Genomic DNA, 19,650 nt, shown 5'->3' with positions numbered 1-19,650 from the left:
CAAGGAGAAGTTTCGATGCGCCGCACTCTCATGATCGCCACTGCCACCGCGCTGCTGGCCCTGACCTCCACCGCCTCTGCCCGCGATACCCGCGTCGAGCAGTCCCTGCAGGAGCTGGTCAGCTCGCAGGCTGCCAAGGACGCCGGCATCGACGGCAGCGTGCGCTTCTACCTGGCCGGCCAGCCGGTCAGCGTGCAGCAGCGCCTGGGTGAAGACGTGACCAACAAGAAGACCAACGCCGCCAACAAGAGCGATGCCGAGGCCTGCCGCTGGGTCGCGCTGTCGGCGCTGCGCGCGCTGCAGGACGGCGCCAGGTCGCGCGGCGCCAACGCTGTGGTCGACATCGTCAGCTACTACAAGAAGAACGAGTTCAAGAGCAGCACCAATTACGAGTGCTACGCCGGCACCATCCTCGCCGGTGTCGCGCTGAAGGGTACCTACGCCAAGGTCAAGTAAGCGCCCGCGTGGCGGCGGCGTTGGCTGAACGTCGCCGCCACATTGCTGAACCTCGCAGGGGAAACGCCGCCGATCGCGCCGCCATCGTCGGCTGACGGCTTTCCCCGGTGTCGGCTTTCCGACACAATCATGGCTCTTCCCGGGTTATCGTCCCGCGGACATGCACGCCTACGTCTATAAAAGCCAACTCAAGCCGGACACCTACGTCTACGTTCCCCGACGCGATGATTTCAGCGCGCTGCCCGCGCCGCTGCTCACCTCGCTGGGGACGCTCGCCTTCGTCCTGGAGGTGGCCCTGGATGTCCAGCGCCGCCTGGCCCAGGCCGATCCTGAAAAGGTCCGCAGCGAAATGAGCGAACGCGGGTTCTACCTGCAGGTACCGCCGTCGGTGGCCAGCCTGATGCCGCGACACTATGACTGACACCTCCCGTCCGCGTGCCCTGTCGATCGCCTTCGCCGTGGGTGCCATGCTGGCGTTGGGCGCTGCGGTGGGCGGTGTGCCGGGTGCCATCCTTGCCGCACTGGCGCAGCCGGCGTTCGCGCTGGGCGTGTCGTGGTGGCGTCGCAGCCGTGCGCTGCTGCCGCTGAAGGTGGTCGCACGGCAGGACGTGCCCGCACTGCTGGCGCTGTGGGCTGCCGCGCCATTGCTGCTGGCACTGCTGCTGGCCTGGCCGCTGGCGGCCCTGCGTGACAGCGGCAGCCTGGCGGCGGTACTGGGCCTGAGCGTGCTGGTCAGTGCCGGCCTGCTGGCGGCCTGGCGCACCTGGCCGCTATGGAACGATGTCGAACGCCTGGATGGCAGCCTGGCCCAGCACTGGCAGGCGCTGGCCGGCCGCGACCTGACCGCCTGGCGTGGTCTTGGCGTGGCGGCGCTGGTGATCGCCTTGGCCGCACTGGTGGTGCTGCCGGCCTGGCCGGGCCTGTTGCCGGACGGCGCACGCTGGCCCGCCGCACTGGCGGTCGTGCTGCTGTCGCCGGCGCTGCACCTGCTGCTGCAGCGGGTCGCGCCCGCGCCGCTGGTGTCGCTGCGCCCCAGCCCGTTCGCCGCTGCCAGCAGCGAACAGGAACCGATGTTCCCCGCTGCGGCCGAAACCGCGCCGCTGGAGGCGATGGCGCCGCAGGAACTGACACCGGCCCTGTATGAGGCCGCGCGCCAGGGCCGCGTCGACCGCGGCCTGCAGCTGCTGCAGGCCGGTGCTGATCCGTATGCGCTGCCGGACCCGAACTGGCGTGACCAGCGCAGCCTGGCGGTGCTGGCGGCGGTGCTGCCGGACCTGCGCCTGCTGCGCGAGCTGATTGCCCGCGGCGTAGATGTGAACGCGCCGCACCGGGGCATGACCCCGCTGCTGGCCGCCACCCGCGACAGCTGGCATGGCCGCCCCGAAGCGGTGATGACCCTGCTCGCCAACGGCGCCGATTCACGTGCCACCGACAGCGATGGCAACACCCCGCTGCACCATGCCGCACGCAGTTCCGACCCGGGCGTTGCCGCGCTGCTGCGCGATGCCGCCGCCGAAGTCGATGCGCTGAACCGCGAGGGCTGGTCGCCGCTGGCGGTGGCCTGCCAGGTCGGCAACTGGCGCCTGGCCCGCTTCCTGCTCGAGCGCGGTGCACGCAGCGAACCGGCCGACGGCACCCCGGTACTGCTGGCCGCCGCCGCCACCGAGGACGACGATCCGGCCGGCGTGCAGCTGCTGCTCAAGCACAAGGCACGCGCTGACGCGCGTGATCGCCAGCGCCGCAGCGCGCTGCACGAGGCAGCGCTGGCCGGCCACGTGGAGATCATCGGCGTGCTGCTGGGCGCCGGCGCCAACCTGGAAGCGCGCGATGCACTGGGCCGCACGCCGTGGCTGGAAGCCGCCCGTGCCGGCCGTGCCGCCGTGGTCGAGCACCTGCTGCCGCACAAGCCGGACCTGGTCGCGGTGGACGGCGAAGGCCGCAATGCGGTGCAGCTGGCAGTGATGGCCGAGGATGTCTCGCCGCTGCTGATCAAGCGCCTGGTGGAACTGGGCATCGCCGCCGACGCCACCGACCCGGTTGGCCGCCGCGCGGTGGACTATGCGGCCGAAGCGGGCCGCTGGGCGATCGTGGCCCTGCTGGACCCGTCCTATCCGCTGCCGGCAGCCGTCAGTGATGGCCTGGCCGAGCGCGGTGAAGCGGCCAGCGCCAGCGGCCTGTTGCCGGACCGTCCGCCGCTGACCCTGCTGCGCGAAGCGCTGGGCTTCGGCAACACCGATGGCATGGCCGCGCTGGCCAGGCTGTGCCAGCCGGAAGAACTGGGCGGCCTGCTGCTCGATCCGGAGCTGGCCCTGGAGCCGCGCGCGGTCGATTGGCTGCTGGCCCACGGTGCCGATCCCTATGTGCGCGACGCCTGCGCCGATACGCCGATGTTCGCGCTGCTGTCGCGCGGCATCGACGCGGTGCCGGCGCTGCAGGTCATGCTGCAGCGCGGCCTGTCGCCGGCCGGGCGCGGTGGGCTGGCACGCTTCCTGGCCGCCTGCGCACAGCACGACCAGGCCGCCCGCGGCCTGGAACAACTGGCGCTGGAACTGCTGGAGCGTGGCGCCGATCCGTTCGCCGCTTCGCCGGCCGGTGACCCACCGCTGTCGCTGGCGGTACGCCTGGGCTGGCTGCGCCTGCAGCAGGCCCTGCTCAAGGCCGGTGTCGATCGCGAAGCGCGCGACAGCCATGGCATGACCGCACTGCATCTGGCCACCGCCCTGGCCCGCGAAGGCGCGCTGAAGCTGCTGGTGCAGCACGGTGCCTCGCCGGAAGCACGTGCCGCCGACGGTCAGACGCCACTGGGCGTGGCGCTGTCGATCGGTCGCCGTGACCTGGCCGACTGGCTGGACTGGCGGGTGTGGCCGCTGCCGCGCCGTACCCTGCGCGAGGCCGATCTGCCGGCCGCTGCGATGGCCGGTGATGTGGACGCCGTGCGCCGCCTGATCGATCTGGGATTTGCCGTCGACGCGGTCGACGCACAGGGCTGCACCGCGCTGCTGCGTGCGGCCGGTGGTGGCCACCTGGCCGTGACCGACCTGCTGCTGGCGCGCGGTGCCGATCCGCAGCACGCCGCTGCAAGCGGTGCGACGCCGCTGTCGGCGGCGGTCAGCATGCGCCAGGTTGACATCGTTTCGGCCCTGCTCGATGCCGGCGCCAAGCTGGAACATCGCCTGCCGGGCGGGGTGACCGTGCTGATGCTGGCCTCGGCGCTGGGCCTGCCGGACATCGTCGCGCGCCTGCTCACTGCCGGTGCCGACGTGCATGCCGGTGACGCGCAGCAGCTGGGCCCGCTGCACTGTGCCGCGCTGTACGGTTTCAGTGCCCGCGACCGCTCGCGCCTGCTGGCCCTGCTCGACACCCTGCTGTTGGCGGGCGCCGAGCCGGACCAGGCCGCCGCCGGTTCGGTCACGCCGCTGCTGCTGCTGCTGGGCGCACGCGCCGAGCCGGGAACCGCCTGCGACGAGCAGGTGGTGATGGCGGCGGTAGAGCGCCTGCTGGATGAGGACGTCAGCCTGGACGTGCGCGATCCGCGCGGCTTCGGCCCGCTGCATCTGGCCGCCCTGCATGGACTGCCGCTGCTGGTGCAGCGCCTGTTGCGCGCCGGTGCCGATCCGGAAGTGCGCGACAGCCTCAACCGCAGCCCGCGCGAGATCGCGGTGATGCGCGGCTTCATCGACGTCGCTGGCGAGTTCGAACCGCGCGTGCCGGGCGTTTCGTCGATGGCGCGGTTCCTGCGCGACAACGGTTGAGCACCGGGATCGGAATCCGCAGTGGGTAGTGCTGGCCGCTGGCCGGCAACCTGCTGAGACCTCCGGGATACCGAGGCTGCCGGCCAGCGCCCGGCACTACCGGGTCCGCCATCGATCGGGTCGGTGCCAACCCTGCCCCCGGTGGGTGCCGATCCTGCCACCGGTGGGTGCCGACCGTTGGTCGGCACGCCTACTTGCCGTCGCTTTCCGCGTCGGCCTCGAACAGATGCATCAGGTCGTTGCGTGCGTCGCGCGAGGTCTGGATCACCGCTGCCTCGTCGTCGTACACCAGATACTGGTCGCGCAGCAGCTGCTCATCGTGCTCGCGGAAGCGCTGCACATGGCGTTCGGCCACGTCCGGCGCCACGCCCAGCGCGGTCAGCACGCGCCCGCTCATCTCAAGGCTGGTGCCGAACACTTCGCGGAACGGCTCGGCCGACATGTCCATCAGGCGCCACGCATGCTGGCGGTTGCGTGCACGCGCCAGCACCGTCGCGTCCGGGTACAGCCGGCGCACCATGCGTACCGCGCGCAGGTTGGTCTCCGGGTCATCCACGGTGATCACGAACACATCGATGTGCTCGCCCCCCGCCGCACGCAGCATCTCCGGCCGGGTCGGATCGCCGTAGTACAGCTGGTTGCCGAAGCGGCGCAGGTCGGCAACGGTGTCCGGGTTCGCCTCCAGCGCCACGAACGGCACCTTCTGCGCGGTCAGCAGGCGCGCGATCACCTGGCCGAAGCGCCCCATGCCGGCGATCAGCACCTTGGGCCGGTTGTCCGGCGCCACCTTGTCGGCCTCGGCCGCCGCGCGTGGTGCGGCTTTTTCCTGGCCGAGCAGCTTGAGCAGCGCGATCATCAGCAGCGGCGTGATCGCCATCGACAGGCCGACGATCGCCACCAGCCGGTCGTGGTTGGCGTTGCCCAGCAGGTGCGCGCGCTGTGCCTCGTTGAATACCACGAAGGCAAACTCGCCGCCCAGCCACAGCACGCTGCCCAGCAGCAGCGATTGCCGCGAGCTGAGCCGGGCGACACGTCCAACCGCGTAGAGCAGGCTGAACTTGACCACCAGCAGGATGCCGACACCCGCGGCGATCAGCCACGGCTCGGCGGCGATGCGGTCCAGGTCGATGCCCATGCCCACTGCGATGAAGAACAGGCCCAGCAGCAGCCCCTTGAACGGTTCGATCTGCGCTTCCAGCTCATGCCGGAACTCCGAATCGGACAGCAGCACGCCGGCCAGGAACGCGCCGAGGCTGGGGCTGAGGCCGGCTTCCTGCATGAACCAGGCGGTGCCCAGCACCACCAGCAGGGCGGTGGCAGTGAATACTTCCGGGCTGCGGGTGCGCGCAATGATGCTGAACACCTTGCGCAGCACCGGTCGTCCGCACAGGATCACCACCGCCAGCGCACCCAGCGCCACGGCCGCATCTTCCCAGCGCAGGGTCTCGTTCTTCACTCCGCCCAGCAGGGGGATGGCCGCCAGCAGCGGGATCGCGATCAGGTCCTGGAACAGCAGGATGGCGAACCCGAGCCGGCCATGGTCGCTGTTGATCGCCTTGTGCTCGGACAGCAGCTGCAGGCCGACCGCGGTGGACGACAGCGCCAGCGCCACGCCGACCACCAGCGCGCTCTTCCACTGGAAGTGATCGAGCAGCAGCAGGCCGCCCAGCACCAGCCCGGACAACGCCACCTGCGCCGCGCCGGCGCCGAACACCGAGCGCCGCATCACCTTCAGGCGTGCCGGTGACAGCTCCAGGCCGATCACGAACAGCAGCATCACCACACCGATCTCGGCGGCACCGAGGATGCGGTCGGCGTCCTGCACGAAGCCCAGCCCGTCCGGGCCCAGCACCACGCCGGCCGCCAGGTAGCCCAGTACCGCGCCGAAGCCGAACTTCTTGAACACCGGCACGGCGATGACCGCCGCCAGCAGCAGCACCAGGGCCAGTTCCAGACCACCGCTATGCATGGGAATACCTGGTCATCGGGGGAGCCCGCTGTGCGTCCGTTCGGATGGGGGAGGGCGTGGCGAGCGCCACCACGACATTATGCGCGCCGGCCTGTGTATGCACGAGAACAACCGGCCGGGCGGCCACCCAGCGCGGGGCGCCCAGGTTGACCTGCATGGCCCACGGGTCCAGACTGCCCGCCGCTGGCGGCGCGTCCGTTGGCATACGCATCCCGGAGTCCCCAACCCATGTCCAGCGACAGTAGAAGTCGACCTCGTTCGACGCCAGCGATGGCCACCGCCTGACACCGGGACGGTTTGCCTGCGTTGGCGTTGCGCGAGGTCGCATCCCCACAAGGCAAAACCGATGAACCAGAAGCAATTGCTGCGCCCGGTGGCCGATGCCGCCGCACTGGCCGCACCGCTGGCGAACTACAACACCGCCGACGCGGTGGAATTCCTCAACACGCTGGACCTGACCCGCGCCGCGGAAACGCTGGCTGCGCTGCCGTTGCCGCGTGCAGTGAAGATGCTCGAAGCGCCGGAGCTGCACCGCAGCGGTGAGCTGGTGGCCGCGCTGCCACCCGCGCGGGCTGCGGCGCTGCTGGGCCTGATGGCCGACGACCGCGCGACCGACATCGTCCACGAGCTGGATGAGGAAGAGCGCGCGCGGTTGATCCCGCTGCTGGGCACCGACGCCCGCCAGGTCATCCAGAAGCTGCTCAGCTACCCGCCGAACACCGCCGGCGCACTGATGACCACCGAGTACGTGGCGGTGCCCGCCAGCTGGACCGTGGCGCAGACCCTGCAGCACATCCGCCAGGTCGAGCGCACCCGCGAGACGGTGTACGCGATCTACGTGCTGGAGCCGGCCAGCCAGCAGCTGCAGCAGGTGGTGACCATGCGCCGGCTGATCACCGGCCTGCCCGAGGAATCGATCCTGGACGTGGCCCAGGTCAATCCGCCGGTAACAGTGGATGCGCTGATGGACCAGGAAGAGGTGGCACGGCTGATCCGCCGCCACGACCTGCTGGCGATTCCGGTGGTCGACGCGCAGCAGCAGATGCTCGGCATCGTCACCGTGGACGACGTGCTCGATGCGCTGATCGAGGAATCCACCGAGGACGCGCACAAGTTCGGCGGCATGGAAGCGCTGGACAAGCCGTACATGCAGATCGGCTTCTTCGAGATGCTGCGCAAGCGCGCCGGCTGGCTGAGCGTGCTGTTCCTGGGCGAGATGCTGACGGCCAGCGCGATGCAGCACTACGAGGACGAACTGGCGCGCGCGGTGGTGCTGACCCTGTTCATCCCATTGATCATGAGTTCGGGCGGCAATTCCGGCTCGCAGGCCACCTCGCTGCTGATCCGCAGCCTGGCACTGCGCGAACTGCGCCTGCGCGACTGGTGGAAGGTGGCCCTGCGCGAAGTGCCGACCGGCATGGTGCTGGGCGCCATCCTCGGCTGCCTGGCCATCGTGCGCATCGTGATCTGGCAGCTGGGCGGCCTGCACGACTACGGCGAGCACTGGATCCTGCTGGCGATCACCATCGGCGCCGCGCTGGTGGGCATCGTCACCTTCGGTTCGCTGTCCGGCTCGATGCTGCCCTTCATCCTGAAGCGGCTCGGCTTCGACCCGGCCAGCGCCTCGGCCCCGTTCGTGGCCACCCTGGTGGATGTGACCGGCCTGGTGATCTACTTCAGCATCGCCGCGATGATCCTGCACGGCACGCTGCTGTAACAAAACGTGCACGCCGGGGTCGGATCCCTTCGCGCAGCGAAGGGCTCTGACCCCGGATATCCGCAGCAGGGGATCAGAGCCCTTTCCTGCGAAAAGGGGTCCGACCCCGCCTCCGACCCCATCGCCACGGAATTTGGGTACCGTAGGCGCATGAGTACCTACCACCTGCAGTCCGTGTTCCGTCCGCAGTCGGTCGCGGTGATCGGCGGCAGCCCGCGCGAGCGTTCGGCCGGGCGCGCGGTGATGCGCAACCTGCGTGGCACCGGCTTCCCCGGCAAGGTGGCGTGGATCAATCCGCGGCGTGCCGAGATCGATGGCATCCGCACGGTCAAGCGGCTGAAGGACCTGGACTGGGTGCCCGACCTGGTGGTGATCACCGCACCAGCGGCGATCGTGCCGCAGGTGGTGCGCACTGCCGCCGAACGTGGCGTGCAGGCGGCGATCATCCTCACCGCGCACCTGGGCGAAGGCCCCGGTTCGTTGTCTGCACAGGTAGAGGCGGTGGCGCGCAAGCATGGCCTGCGCATCCTCGGGCCGCATTGCCTGGGCGTGATCGCGCCGCACGCGCGGCTCAATGCCAGCATCGCCGCACATTTTCCGCAGGCCGGCGACCTCGCGTTGATCTCCGAATCCTCGGCCATTGCCGCCGCGCTGGTGGAATGGGGCGTGGCGCGCTCGGTCGGGTTCTCCGCCGTGGTCTCGCTGGGCGATACGATGGACGTCGACTTCGGCGACCTGCTCGACTACTTCGCCACCGACTACCGTACCCGCGCCATCCTGCTCTACGTCGAGCAGATCAAGGACGCGCGCAAGTTCATGTCGGCCGCGCGTGCCGCCGCCCGCGCCAAGCCGGTGGTGGTGGTGAAGTCCGGCCGCGCCGAGCGCGTGCAGCCGGGCAGCCGCGATACCCATGTGCAGGCCCTGGCCCGCGCCGATGATGTGTACGGTGCGGCCTTCAACCGCGCCGGGCTGCTGCGCGTCGGTGCGCTGGACGAGCTGTTCACCGCCGCCGAATCACTGGGGCGGCTGGGCACCTTCCCTGGCCGCCGCCTGGCCATTCTCAGCAATGGTGGCGGCGTCGGCCGCCTTGCCGTGGACCAGCTGATCGCGCTGCGTGGCACGCTGGCCACCCTGTCCGACAGCACGGTGCAGAAGCTCGATGCGGTATTGCCACAGGGCTGGTCGCGCAGCAATCCGGTCGACATCGTGGTCGACGCCGATGGTGACCGCTATGCCGCGGCCATCGAAGCGCTGCTGGCCGACAACGAGAATGACGCGGTGATGGTGGTCAACGTGCCGACCGCGTTCACCTCATCGGCGGACGCCGCGCAGGCACTCACCCGCACGCTCGGCCTGCGCCCGCGCCACCACCGCGACAAGCCGGTGTTCGCGGTGTGGCTGGGCAACGACGACCAGGCCACCGCCACGCTCAACGCGGCGCGGGTGCCGACCTATCCGACCGAGGCCGAAGCCGTACGTGGCTTCCAGCATCTGGTGCGCTACCGCGAAGCGCAGAACGCGTTGATGGAAACGCCGCCCAGCCTGCCGCAGGACTTCAGCGTCGACACGGCCGCCGCGCGCGCACTGGTCGATGCCGCGCTGGCCAACGGCCAGCAGTGGCTGGACCCGCTGGCTACGCATGAACTGCTCAAGGCCTACGGCATTCCCTCCGCGCCGGTGATGCATGCGCGTGATGCGCACGAGGCGATGGACCTGGCGCAGCCGCTGCTGGAACGCGGTGCCACGGTCGCGCTGAAGATTCTCTCGCCGGATATTCCGCACAAGTCGGAAGTGGATGGTGTGCGCCTGAACCTGTCCACGCTGCCGGCGGTGCAGAGCGCGGCCAACGCGATCCTGTCGCGCGCACGCCAGCTGCGGCCGGATGCGCGTGTCGATGGCCTGCTGGTGCAGCCGACCATCGTGCGTCCGAAGGCGCGCGAGTTGATTGTCGGCATCGCCGATGACGCGACGTTCGGCCCGGTGATCGTGGTCGGTCGCGGCGGCACTGCCGTCGAAGTGATCAACGACAAGGCGCTGGCGCTGCCGCCGCTGGACCTGCGCCTGGCCCACGAGCTGATTGGCCAGACCCGCGCCTCGCGCATCCTCAAGGCCTACGGTGACGTGCCGGCGGCTGACGAGCGCGCACTGGCGCTGGCGCTGGTGAAGCTGGCACAACTGGCCGCCGACATTCCCGAAGTGCGTACGCTGGACATCAACCCGTTGCTGGTCGACGGCAAGGGCATCCTCGCCCTCGACGCCCGCGTGGCGGTGGCGCCGTCGCGCATCCTGCACAAGGGCCGCGGCCATCCACGTTTCTCGGTGTTCCCGTACCCGAAGGAGTGGGAGCGCACCATCGAACTGTCCGATGGCGGCCGTGCCTTCGTGCGCCCGGTGCGGCCGGAGGACGACGCGCTGTTCCGTGCGTTCTTCGCCCGCGTCAGCGACGAGGACCTGCGCCTGCGCTTCTTCCAGTCGGTGAAGCACTTCAGCCACGAGTTCATCGCGCGCCTGACCCAGCTCGACTACGCGCGCTCGATTGCGCTGGTGGCGATCGAACCGCGCAGCGGCGAGATGCTGGGCGCGGTGCGCCTGCACGCCGATGCCGATTACCACCGTGGCGAGTACGGCATCCTGATCCGCTCGGACCTGAAGGGCCACGGCATCGGCTGGCGGCTGATGGCGATCATGATCGAGTACGCCAAGTGGCTGGGCCTGGACGTGGTCGAAGGCCAGGTGCTGCGCGAGAACAGCACCATGCTGGCGATGTGCCAGAGCCTGGGCTTCAAGACGAAGCTGGACCCGGACGACCCGACGGTGATGATGGTGACCCTGCCGGTGCAGCAGGTCGAGGTGCCCGACGTGCCATTGTAGAGCCGAGCCCACGCTCGGCTGCCTTGCATCACACGGGCACGCCTGAGCCGGGCATGGGCTCGGCTCTACAGCTTCAACGCATGGGTTCCACCACCACCGCCGTGCCATAGCACAGCACTTCGGTCAGCCCGGTCATCACATCGGTGGCGTCGTAGCGCATGCCGATAATCGCGTTGGCACCCAGCTGCCGCGCATGCTTGACCATGTCGCGGTAGGTTTCCTCGCGGGCCTGTTCGCACAGTTCGGTATAGATGGTGATGTTGCCACCGAAGAGCGTCTGGATACCGCCGAGGAAGTTGCCGACGATCGAGCGCGAGCGCACGGTGATGCCGCGCACCACACCGAGGTTGCGCACGACGCGGTGCCCAGGCAGCTCGAAGGCGGTGGTGACCAGCGCATCATCGAAGCGGAGCGCGGGTGGGGTGGGGGTGCCGCTGTTGTAGGGGTCTGCCATGGTCGCGTCCGTATCGCCGCCTTCTGTAGAGTCGAGCCATGCTCGACGGGCTGTGCAGCAGTCGAGCATGGCGCGACTCTACAACGCAACCGCCTGTTGCGGCATGGTTCCGTCACCGTGCTGGCGCGACAATACCCCCATGACCGACCGTATTCCCCTGCTGCTGCTGCCCGGCCTGCTCAACGATGCCGAGCTGTGGCGCGCGCAGCTGGCCGACCTGGCCGACATCGCCGACTGCACCGTGGGCGACCAGACCCGTGGCGAGACCCTGCAGGCGGTGGCCGAGGACGTGCTCGCACAGGCACCGGAGCGCTTTGCGCTGGCCGGTTTCTCATTGGGCGGCTTCGTCGCCCAGCAGATCCTGCGCATTGCGCCGGAGCGCGTGCTGCAGCTGGCGCTGATCGATACCTCGATCCACGCCGATTCACCGGAACGTGCCGAGCAGCGCCGCAGCCAACGTGCCAGCGTGCGCCTGCCGGGGAAGTTCCACGGCTTCGGCGATGTGCTGATGCGCAGCTACATCGATGCGTCGCGGCTGGATGACTACGTGCTGGTGCAGCGCGTGCGCGACATGACCGCCCGCCTGGGCGCGGACGTGTTCCTGCGCCAGAGCGCGCTGGAACGCCGCGATGGCCATGATGTGCTGGCCGGCTACCGCGATCCGCTGCTGATCGTGTGCGGCGCGAACGATCGCATCACGCCGCTGGCGGGGAGCGAGGAAATGCACGCGATGGTGCCGCACTCGCAGCTGGTGGTGGTGCCCGACTGCGGGCACCTGGCACCGATGGAGAAACCGGACGAGGTCAGTGCGGCGATGCGTGGGTGGTTGCTGCAGGGCAGGGGATGATCCCCGCCCTCTCGTAGGTGCCGACCTTGGTCGGCACGGTGTTCCAACGATCGATCAGGGCTCAGTGCCGACCAAGGTCGGCACCTACCTGTAGAGCCGAGCCATGCTCGGCTCTACAACACCACTGCCTCAATCCCAGGCCGGGGCGATGCCTTCCGGGTTGGCCAGGCGATGGCCGCGGTCGAGCTTGGCGATCTGTGCCATGTCTTCGTCGGTCAGGCGGATCGCTGCCGCTTCCAGGTTGCTCGCCAGGTTCTCGCGCTTGGTCGAGGACGGAATGACCGAGAAACCCTGCTGCAGCGCCCAGGCCAGCGCGACCTGCGCCGGCGTGGCCTGGTGGCGTCCGGCAATGGCCTGGATCACCGGGTCCTTGATCACCTCGCCGTAGGCCAGGCTCATGTAGGCGGTGATGTGGATGCCGTTGTCCTGCAGGAACTTCACCAGCAGGCGATTCTGCAGGTAGGGGTGGATTTCGATCTGGTTGGTGGCAATGGCACCGGCGCCGAGGATGCCGATCGCCTTGCGGGTCTGCGCGATGGTGAAGTTGGAGATGCCGATCTCGCGGGTCAGGCCCTGCGCCTTGGCTTCAGCCAGTGCGGCCAGGTACTCCTCCATCGGCACGTCGACCTTGTCGTTCGGCGATGGCCAGTGGATCAGCGCCAGGTCGACGTACTCGGTTCGCAGCTTTTCCAGGCTGGTGCGCAGGCTGGCCAGCAGCGCATCGCGCTTGAACGCGGTGATCCAGACCTTGGTGGTCAGGTAGATCTCATCGCGCGGCACGCCGGAATCGGCGATGGCCTGGCCGACCTCGGCTTCGTTGCCGTAGATCTGCGCGGTATCGATGGCGCGGTAGCCGACCGCCAGCGCGTTGCGCACGGAGTCGATCACGGTCTGGTCTTTCAGGCGGAAGGTGCCGAGACCGAAGGCGGGGACAGTCATGGGGGCTCCAGCAGAGGGGGAGGGAGGCGGGAATATCCACGAAAGGGTAGGCCAGCGGCCGTGTGCATGCCGGCAACGGTGCATTGCATCGACGTGTACGGCGGCAGGTGGTGGTGGGTGCGGACCGTTGGTCCGCACTGATCATGCCGCCACCCGTGCAGCGTTGGACGCTGCCGGCCAGCGGCCGGCATTCCCCCTGTCTGCGCTCCACGGTAGTGCCGGCCGCTGGCCGGCAACCGGATCAATCAAGCCGCGCGTGCCAGCCCGCCCTTCGCCGCCGCCGTGGTCGACAGGTCGAACACATCCACCGCATCGATCAGGCGGTTGGCCTGCTGCTCCAGGCTGCGCGCGGCGGCGCTGGCTTCTTCCACCAGCGCGGCGTTCTGCTGGGTCGTGCCGTCCATCTGGATCACGGTCTGGCTGACCTGTTCGATGCCCGCGCTCTGCTCCTGCGAGGCCGCGGAGATCTCGGCCATGATGTCGGTCACGCGCTGCACCGATGCAACGATCTCGCCCATGGTGTCGCCTGCCTCGCGCACGCGCTGTGCGCCATGGCCAACCTGTTCCACCGAGGCTTCGATCAGTGACTTGATCTCCTTCGCGGCTGCCGCCGAGCGCTGCGCCAGCGTACGCACTTCGCTGGCGACCACCGCGAAGCCGCGGCCCTGTTCGCCGGCGCGTGCCGCTTCCACCGCAGCATTCAGCGCCAGGATGTTGGTCTGGAAGGCGATGCCATCGATGACGCTGATGATCTCGGCGATCTGCCGCGACGAGGTCTCGATCGCGCCCATCGTCGCCACCACCTGGCCGACCACGCTGCCACCGTGCGAGGCGACCGTATGGGCGCCGATCGCCAGCTGGTTGGCCTGGCGCGCATGTTCGGCGTTCTGGCGCACGGTGGAGGTCAGCTCCTCCATCGATGCCGCGGTCTCCTCCAGGTTGGCCGCCTGCTGCTCGGTGCGGCGCGACAGGTCATTGTTGCCGGCGGCGATCTCCGCGGCGGCGGTGTGGATGTTGCCGGAGGCGTACTTGATGTCGGTGACGATGGTCGCCAGCTGCGTGGCGGTGGTATTGGCATCGCCGGCGATACGGGCGAACACCCCCTGGAAATCACCGTGCATGCGCGCGCCGAGACGGCCATCGGCGATGGCGCGCAGCATCGTCGAGACTTCGCCGAGGTTCAGTTCGGTGGTCTGCATCAGGCGGTTCAGGCCATCGACCATCGCGCGGAAGTCATGCTCGAAGCGCGCGCTGTCGCCACGCTGGCTGAAGTCTCCCGCGCCGGCAGCTTCGGCCAGGCGGCGGATCTCGCCATTGATCAGGCCGAGGTTGTGCTTGGCCATGTCCAGCGCTTCGGTGATCACCGCCTTCTCGCCGGGCAGGCGTTCCATGTCCTGGCTGAGGTCGCCGACCGCGTAGCGGCCCATGATCGAGATCGCGCGCATCTTCACCCGGATATGCGCATCGACCAGTGCGTTGCAGTCGGCCACCATGGTGCCGAACGCGCCGGGGAAGGCAGCGGCGTCCATGCGATGGCTGATGGTGCCGGCTTCGTGCGCCTGCGCCATCGCGGCCTGTGCATCCAGCACGCTGCGCAGCGTGGATTGCACCGCCTGCATGGCCTGCGCGAGGCGACCGATCTCGTCGCGGCTGCGCACCTGTACTGCGTGCTGCAGGTCACCGGCGGCCACCGCGCGCGCCGCTGCTTCCACTGCCAGCACCGGCTGCACCACCGCACGCCGCAGCCACCAGGCCAGACCGATCAGCAGCAGCACGGCGGCCAGCACGGTCAGCGCCGCGCACAGCAGCAGGGTCTGCCGGGCCTGCTGCGAACGGGACGCCACCGCCGCTTCAGCCACCTGCGTGGCGTGCGTGCTCAGCGCATCCAGAGCCATCGCCACCGGGCGATCCTTGCCGCGCACCAGGTTGTCGCCGGCCGCGGGATCGTAGCCGGCCGCGGCAAATGCCTGCAGCGCCGCGTGATAGTCCTGCTGCAGCTGCGCGTGCAGGCCAACGAACGCCTGCGCCAGCTCACGCGTGCGCGGGTCCGGGCTGGTGGCCAGACCCTTGGCCAGTTGCCCGACCAGGCGGCCTTCGCTGTCGAAGCCATCCAGGTGGCGTTGGCGCAGCGCATCGTCGTGCCCGCGCAGCAGCACGTTCTTCCATTCCTGCACCTGGCCACGGAACTCACGCTGCAGGCGTTCGGCATCGCGGCTGTGCGCGACTTCGGGCGGGACCTCGGTGGACAACTTCAACCAGGCGGAGGCCAGGCCTGCCAGCGCGCACAGCAGGACCACGGCCAAGCCAACAGAAACCGCGCCGAGCAGCTTGGACTGCAGGCGCGGAGCACGGACAGACGCATTCATCGGGAAGCACTCTCGGGAAGGGGCAATGCGGTATCGACCCGCTACGCTTCCGCTGAAGTGCGACGAACATCACATTAGCGTTTCGTTTAGTGATGTGAAGGAAGTGTTTCATAGGACAAATGTGTCCATATGGAACAAATGCGGACCCTGGACAGGGGATATAAATGTAACTAATGTAGTTACATGAAATCCGCGAACCCGCTCTCTGACGCCCTGCACGTGATGGCGCATCTGGTCGGCCAGGATGGCCCGCGCACCTCCGGGCAGCTGGCGTCCTGCCTGCCGACCCATCCGGTGGTGATCCGCCGTCTGCTGGCGCAGCTGCACAAGGCCAGCTTGGTACGCAGCACCCGCGGTCATGGCGGTGGCAGCCAGCTGGCCCGCGACGCTGCAACGATCACCCTGCATGACATCTACCTGGCCGTGGGCGCACCACCGCTGGTGCAGGTCGGCGCCCGCGACGCCGGCGGCGGCTGCCCGATCCAGCAGCTGGTCAACAGCGCGCTGCTGGAGGGGGCACGCGAGGCACAGCGGTTGCTGGAGGCGCGCCTGCGGGCGACCACGCTGGACCAGCTCGGCGCCGACTTCGCCCGCCATCTCGCCCATCACCGTTCCCTGGAAGGTCCTCATGAATCCTGATGTGCTCATCGTCGGCGGCAGCTACGCCGGCATTGCCGCCGGCCTGATCCTGGCCCGCGCCCGGCGGCCGGTCACCGTCATCGACGCCGGCTCGCCGCGCAACCGCTTCGCCAGCCATTCGCACGGGGTGCCAGGGCTGGATGGCATCAGCGGCGCCGAGCTGCTGAAGACCGCGCGCCAGCAGCTGCTGGATTACCCCAGCGTGCGCTGGGTGCATGCCGAGGCTGTGCAGGCCAACGCCAGCGCAGAGGGCGTGGAAGTACGTACCGCCGATGGCCAGGTGCTGGCCGCGCGCAAGCTGCTGCTGGCCAGCGGTATCGCCGACCAGCTGCCGGAACTGCCCGGGCTGGCCGAGCGCTGGGGCAGCACCGTGCTGCACTGCCCCTACTGCCATGGTTACGAAGTGGGTGGCGGCGCCATCGGCCTGCTTGGCGGCCATCCGATGTCCGCCGGCAAGGCGCCGCTGTTTGCCGACTGGGGCAATGTCACCTTCTTCAGCCAGGGCCTGCCGATCACCGATGAGGAACGGGCTGCCATGCAGCAGCGCGGCGTGCAGATCGAGACGTCGCCGGTGCTGGGCGTGCAGGGCGACCAGCCGACCTGGCTGGAAGTGGAGCTGGCCGATGGCCGCCGCATCGCCCAGCGTGCGCTGTTCGTACCGGCCACCCAGGCGATGGCCACGCCATTGGTGCAGCAGCTTGGCTGCACCTTGGTCGAGAGCCCGCTGGGGGTGCTGATCGAGGTCGACATGATGAAGCAGACCTCGGTGCCCAACGTGTACGCCGCAGGCGATGCGACGACGGTCGGCAACATCACCCTGGCCATGGCCGAAGGCGTGCGCGCGGGCATCGGCGTGCATCATGCGCTGGTGGCCGAAGACAGCGTGCCGCGCTGAATGTGCCGGGGTCAGATCCCTTTCGCAGAAAGCGATCTGACCCCCGACGCGACGTGCTGCTCTGGTAGAGGCCGGACTTGGCCGGCACCGCTCCGTTACCCCTTCACGCACAGCACCTGGCGCAGGGTGTGCCCCACCTCGACCAGGTCCAGCTGTGCGGCCATCACATCGTCGATCGACTTGTACGCGGCCGGTGACTCGTCCAGCACGCCGCTGTCCTTGCGGCATTCCACGTGCGCGGTGGCCTCGCGGTGCTGGGCCAGCGTGATCTGCTGGCGCGCCGTGCCACGGCTCATCACCCGGCCGGCACCGTGGCTGCAGCTGTGGAAGCTGTCGGCGTTGCCCTTGCCGCGCACGATGTAGCTGCGCGTGCCCATGCTGCCGGGAATGATGCCCAGCTCGCCTTCGCGCGCACTCACCGCCCCCTTCCGGGTCACCAGCAGTTCCTGGCCGTGGTGCGTCTCCTTCTGCACGTAGTTGTGGTGGCAGTTCACCGCCATCGCTGCCAGCTGGAACTTCGGCAAGCGGTGGCGCATCTCGGCCAGCACGCGCGACATCATCGCCTCGCGGTTCTGCCGGGCGTAGTCCTGCGCCCACGACACGGCTTCGACGTAGTCATCGAACAGCGGCTCGCCTTCCATGAAGAACGCCAGGTCCTTGTCCGGCAGGTGGAAGCCGAGCACGCGCCGGGCCAGTTCCTCGCGCGCCTTCTCGATGAAGTAGGTGCCGATCAGGTTGCCGGTGCCGCGCGATCCGCTGTGCAGCATCACCCACACCGTGTCCGTCTCGTCCAGGCACAGTTCGATGAAGTGGTTGCCACCACCCAGCGTACCCAGCTGGCGGTCGAGCTTGTCGGTGCGGATTCTGCGGTGCCTGTCCTTGATCTTCTCCAGGCCGGCGGCCAGCCCGGACTGCACGAGCCGCGTGTGGATGCTGTCGGGCATGCGGTGATGCTCGCCGCCGCGTCCGTTGCCGACCGGAATGCTGCGCTCGATGCTGTTGCGCAGCTGCCGCAGGTCGTCGGGCAGGTCGTTGGCGCGCAGCGTGGTGCGTACCGCCGCCATGCCGCAGCCGATGTCGACGCCGACCGCGGCCGGGATGATCGCACCGCGGGTCGGGATCACCGAGCCGACGGTCGCGCCCTTGCCCAGGTGCACGTCCGGCATCACGGCCACCCACGGCCCGACGAACGGGATCGCGGCGATGTTGCGCAGCTGCTCATGCGCCTGCGCTTCCAGCGGCACACCGTTGACCCAGCCCTTGATCGGCGTGGTGCCCTCGGCGTGCAGCCATTGATAGTTGTGTTGAGTGTCCATGTCTTCGTGTATGTCCTTGATGGGCCGGCGGCGCGTCCCTGCGCCGCCGCTACCCCCTACCTGATCGTCACCAGCTGCTTCAGCACGCCATCCAGGCCGCCGAACACGGTGAGCGTGTCGATCTTCTCGGTGACCTTCTCCAGTGCCTCCAGCTCCTTCAAGCGCATCAGCACCGGGTTGTCCTCGATCAGCTTTGCGGTGTTGAGCTGCGAACGCGTGGCGTTGGCCTCCTCGCGGCGACGGATCACGCTGGCCTGGGCCTGCTTCTCGGCCAGCACCACGCCATTGAGGATCTCCTTCATCTCGCCCGGCAGGATCACGTCCTTGATGCCCACGCCGAGCAGCCGCACGCCGTGGCCCTCGATCGCGGCCTGCACATGGGCGGCGATCTCGCCGTCCAGCGCCGCCTTGTCGCCCAGCAGCTCGTCCAGGCTGCGCGCGGCTATCGCCTGGCGCAGGCCGAACTGCAGCTGCCGGTAGACGAACTCATCGGCATTGCTGAGCGTGCGGTGTGCACGCACCGGGTCGATCACCTGCACGGTCGCGGCCAGGTTCACCCGCAGGGTCACCTTGTCGCGGCTGAGCAGCTCCTGGCCGGACACGTCCAGCGAACGTGCACGCAGTTCCACGCGCTCCACCGACACGTTGCCGTTGAAGTTCCAGAACGCGTGCAGGCCGGCGTCCAGTGTCTGCCGCAGCGTGCCATCGATGAACAGCAGGCCGACCGACTCGCTTGGCACGGTGCTGATCACCGCCACACGCGGCAGCACGCCCAGCTGGCCCAGGCGTTGCTGCACGTCCGCCGGGATGCGCGGCTCGTCACCCAGCGCCATCACGCGTACCTGGGTGTCGACCGAACCCCGCCAGTACAGACGGCGGCTGCCCGGCGGCAGCACTTCATCGATGCGGCCGTTGCGCAGCAACAGGCCGACTTCGGTGGCGCTGACATTGGCCAGCACGAAGTGCGTGTCCAGCGTCGCGCCCAGTGCCTCGATCAGGCTGTCCTGGTCGCTGCCGGTATAGGCCGCGCCCTTCGATGCGGTGTGGATGTCCACGTGCGGGCGGCCGCCGAACGGCGACAGGCGGTGCACGCCCGGCAGCAGCATCTGCTGGAAACGACGGTTGCGATACACCAGGCCGCGCTCGCCGTCGCCGATCACGACCTTGATGGTCCAGAACATGGGAGTCTCTCCTTGTATGGCTCTGGTGGTTCGACCCGTTGCGGATGAATCGCCATGACCCGGGTCGATCAGGTCGTGGCGCGGCCGCCTGCACACCACGTGCAGGCAGCGGAAGAGGGCGGCCATCGGCGGACGGTCCGCGCGCGGAGCCTTCGGTGCGCCGGCAGTGCTGCCATCGCCGTTCCCGGTAGGCAGCACCGGGGCGGAACGTGGCTGGCAGTGGCGGCGGGCCGGGGCCCGGCGTGCGG

The 19,650-nt window shown here is 69.0% G+C and carries 14 protein-coding genes; 8 read left to right on the top strand and 6 right to left on the bottom strand.

All coding sequences use genetic code 11. The features are described 5' to 3' along the window. Positions 1–15 precede the first annotated feature (15 nt). The 3 genes from AC5P7A_RS15950 to AC5P7A_RS15940 all read left to right on the top strand — a co-directional run bounded on the left by AC5P7A_RS15950 (position 16) and on the right by AC5P7A_RS15940 (position 4,208). Positions 16–456 (top strand): hypothetical protein, encoded by a 441-nt coding sequence (locus tag AC5P7A_RS15950; RefSeq protein ID WP_032960605.1) that lies wholly within the window; start codon positions 16–18, stop codon positions 454–456. Positions 457–616: 160 nt separating this feature from the next. After that, positions 617–877 carry a YcgL domain-containing protein gene (locus AC5P7A_RS15945; RefSeq protein ID WP_032960603.1) on the top strand — a complete coding sequence of 87 codons (261 nt, stop codon included), beginning with the start codon at positions 617–619 and terminating at the stop codon, positions 875–877. Beyond that, positions 870–4,208 carry an ankyrin repeat domain-containing protein gene (locus tag AC5P7A_RS15940; protein WP_164167078.1) on the top strand — a complete coding sequence of 1,113 codons (3,339 nt, stop codon included), beginning with the start codon at positions 870–872 and terminating at the stop codon, positions 4,206–4,208. Before AC5P7A_RS15945 ends, AC5P7A_RS15940 begins: the two co-directional genes overlap by 8 nt. Before the next feature lie 190 nt (positions 4,209–4,398). On the opposite strand, the gene AC5P7A_RS15935 is transcribed toward AC5P7A_RS15940, so the two are convergent. Then, complete coding sequence (locus AC5P7A_RS15935) at positions 4,399–6,177, bottom strand: monovalent cation:proton antiporter-2 (CPA2) family protein (RefSeq protein ID WP_014648831.1); 1,779 nt, start codon at positions 6,175–6,177, stop codon at positions 4,399–4,401. Between the two features lie 346 nt (positions 6,178–6,523). Between AC5P7A_RS15935 and mgtE the strand changes: the two genes are divergently transcribed. After that, a complete protein-coding gene (mgtE, locus tag AC5P7A_RS15930) occupies positions 6,524–7,894 on the top strand; it encodes a magnesium transporter (protein ID WP_014648829.1) in 1,371 nt (456 codons plus the stop codon). A 150-nt stretch (positions 7,895–8,044) separates the two neighbouring features. After that, positions 8,045–10,765, top strand: a complete 2,721-nt coding sequence (locus tag AC5P7A_RS15925) for a bifunctional acetate--CoA ligase family protein/GNAT family N-acetyltransferase (RefSeq protein ID WP_495220327.1) — start codon at positions 8,045–8,047, stop codon at positions 10,763–10,765. A gap of 73 nt (positions 10,766–10,838) precedes the next feature. Here the strand turns inward: AC5P7A_RS15925 and AC5P7A_RS15920 are convergent, their stop codons facing one another. Beyond that, positions 10,839–11,219 carry a YbjQ family protein gene (locus AC5P7A_RS15920; protein ID WP_014648827.1) on the bottom strand — a complete coding sequence of 127 codons (381 nt, stop codon included), beginning with the start codon at positions 11,217–11,219 and terminating at the stop codon, positions 10,839–10,841. 139 nt (positions 11,220–11,358) lie between these two features. Here AC5P7A_RS15920 and AC5P7A_RS15915 point away from each other — a divergent pair, with 139 nt between their 5' ends. Next, positions 11,359–12,066, top strand: a complete 708-nt coding sequence (locus tag AC5P7A_RS15915; protein WP_495220326.1) for an alpha/beta fold hydrolase — start codon at positions 11,359–11,361, stop codon at positions 12,064–12,066. 129 nt (positions 12,067–12,195) lie between these two features. On the opposite strand, the gene dkgB is transcribed toward AC5P7A_RS15915, so the two are convergent. Together dkgB and AC5P7A_RS15905 are read right to left on the bottom strand one after the other, a co-directional pair. Beyond that, entirely contained in the window at positions 12,196–13,005 is an 810-nt protein-coding gene (dkgB, locus tag AC5P7A_RS15910; protein WP_495220325.1) for a 2,5-didehydrogluconate reductase DkgB, read from the bottom strand. 245 nt (positions 13,006–13,250) lie between these two features. Beyond that, entirely contained in the window at positions 13,251–15,371 is a 2,121-nt protein-coding gene (locus AC5P7A_RS15905; protein ID WP_495220324.1) for a methyl-accepting chemotaxis protein, read from the bottom strand. Between the two features lie 183 nt (positions 15,372–15,554). Between AC5P7A_RS15905 and AC5P7A_RS15900 the strand changes: the two genes are divergently transcribed. Both AC5P7A_RS15900 and AC5P7A_RS15895 read left to right on the top strand, forming a co-directional pair. Continuing rightward, positions 15,555–16,010 (top strand): Rrf2 family transcriptional regulator, encoded by a 456-nt coding sequence (locus AC5P7A_RS15900; protein ID WP_014648823.1) that lies wholly within the window; start codon positions 15,555–15,557, stop codon positions 16,008–16,010. Further along, positions 16,000–16,905 (top strand): NAD(P)/FAD-dependent oxidoreductase, encoded by a 906-nt coding sequence (locus AC5P7A_RS15895; RefSeq protein ID WP_046433157.1) that lies wholly within the window; start codon positions 16,000–16,002, stop codon positions 16,903–16,905. Before AC5P7A_RS15900 ends, AC5P7A_RS15895 begins: the two co-directional genes overlap by 11 nt. A gap of 95 nt (positions 16,906–17,000) precedes the next feature. Here the strand turns inward: AC5P7A_RS15895 and AC5P7A_RS15890 are convergent, their stop codons facing one another. Both AC5P7A_RS15890 and AC5P7A_RS15885 read right to left on the bottom strand, forming a co-directional pair. Further along, entirely contained in the window at positions 17,001–18,221 is a 1,221-nt protein-coding gene (locus tag AC5P7A_RS15890) for an RtcB family protein (RefSeq protein ID WP_495220323.1), read from the bottom strand. A 56-nt stretch (positions 18,222–18,277) separates the two neighbouring features. Beyond that, on the bottom strand, positions 18,278–19,402 hold the full coding sequence (locus AC5P7A_RS15885; protein ID WP_014648820.1) for a slipin family protein: 1,125 nt from the start codon (positions 19,400–19,402) through the stop codon (positions 18,278–18,280). Positions 19,403–19,650 lie beyond the last annotated feature (248 nt).

It is taken from the genome of Stenotrophomonas sp. YJH_SMC_65 (assembly GCF_059369475.1).
This window is presented reverse-complemented; position numbering and strand designations above follow the sequence as displayed.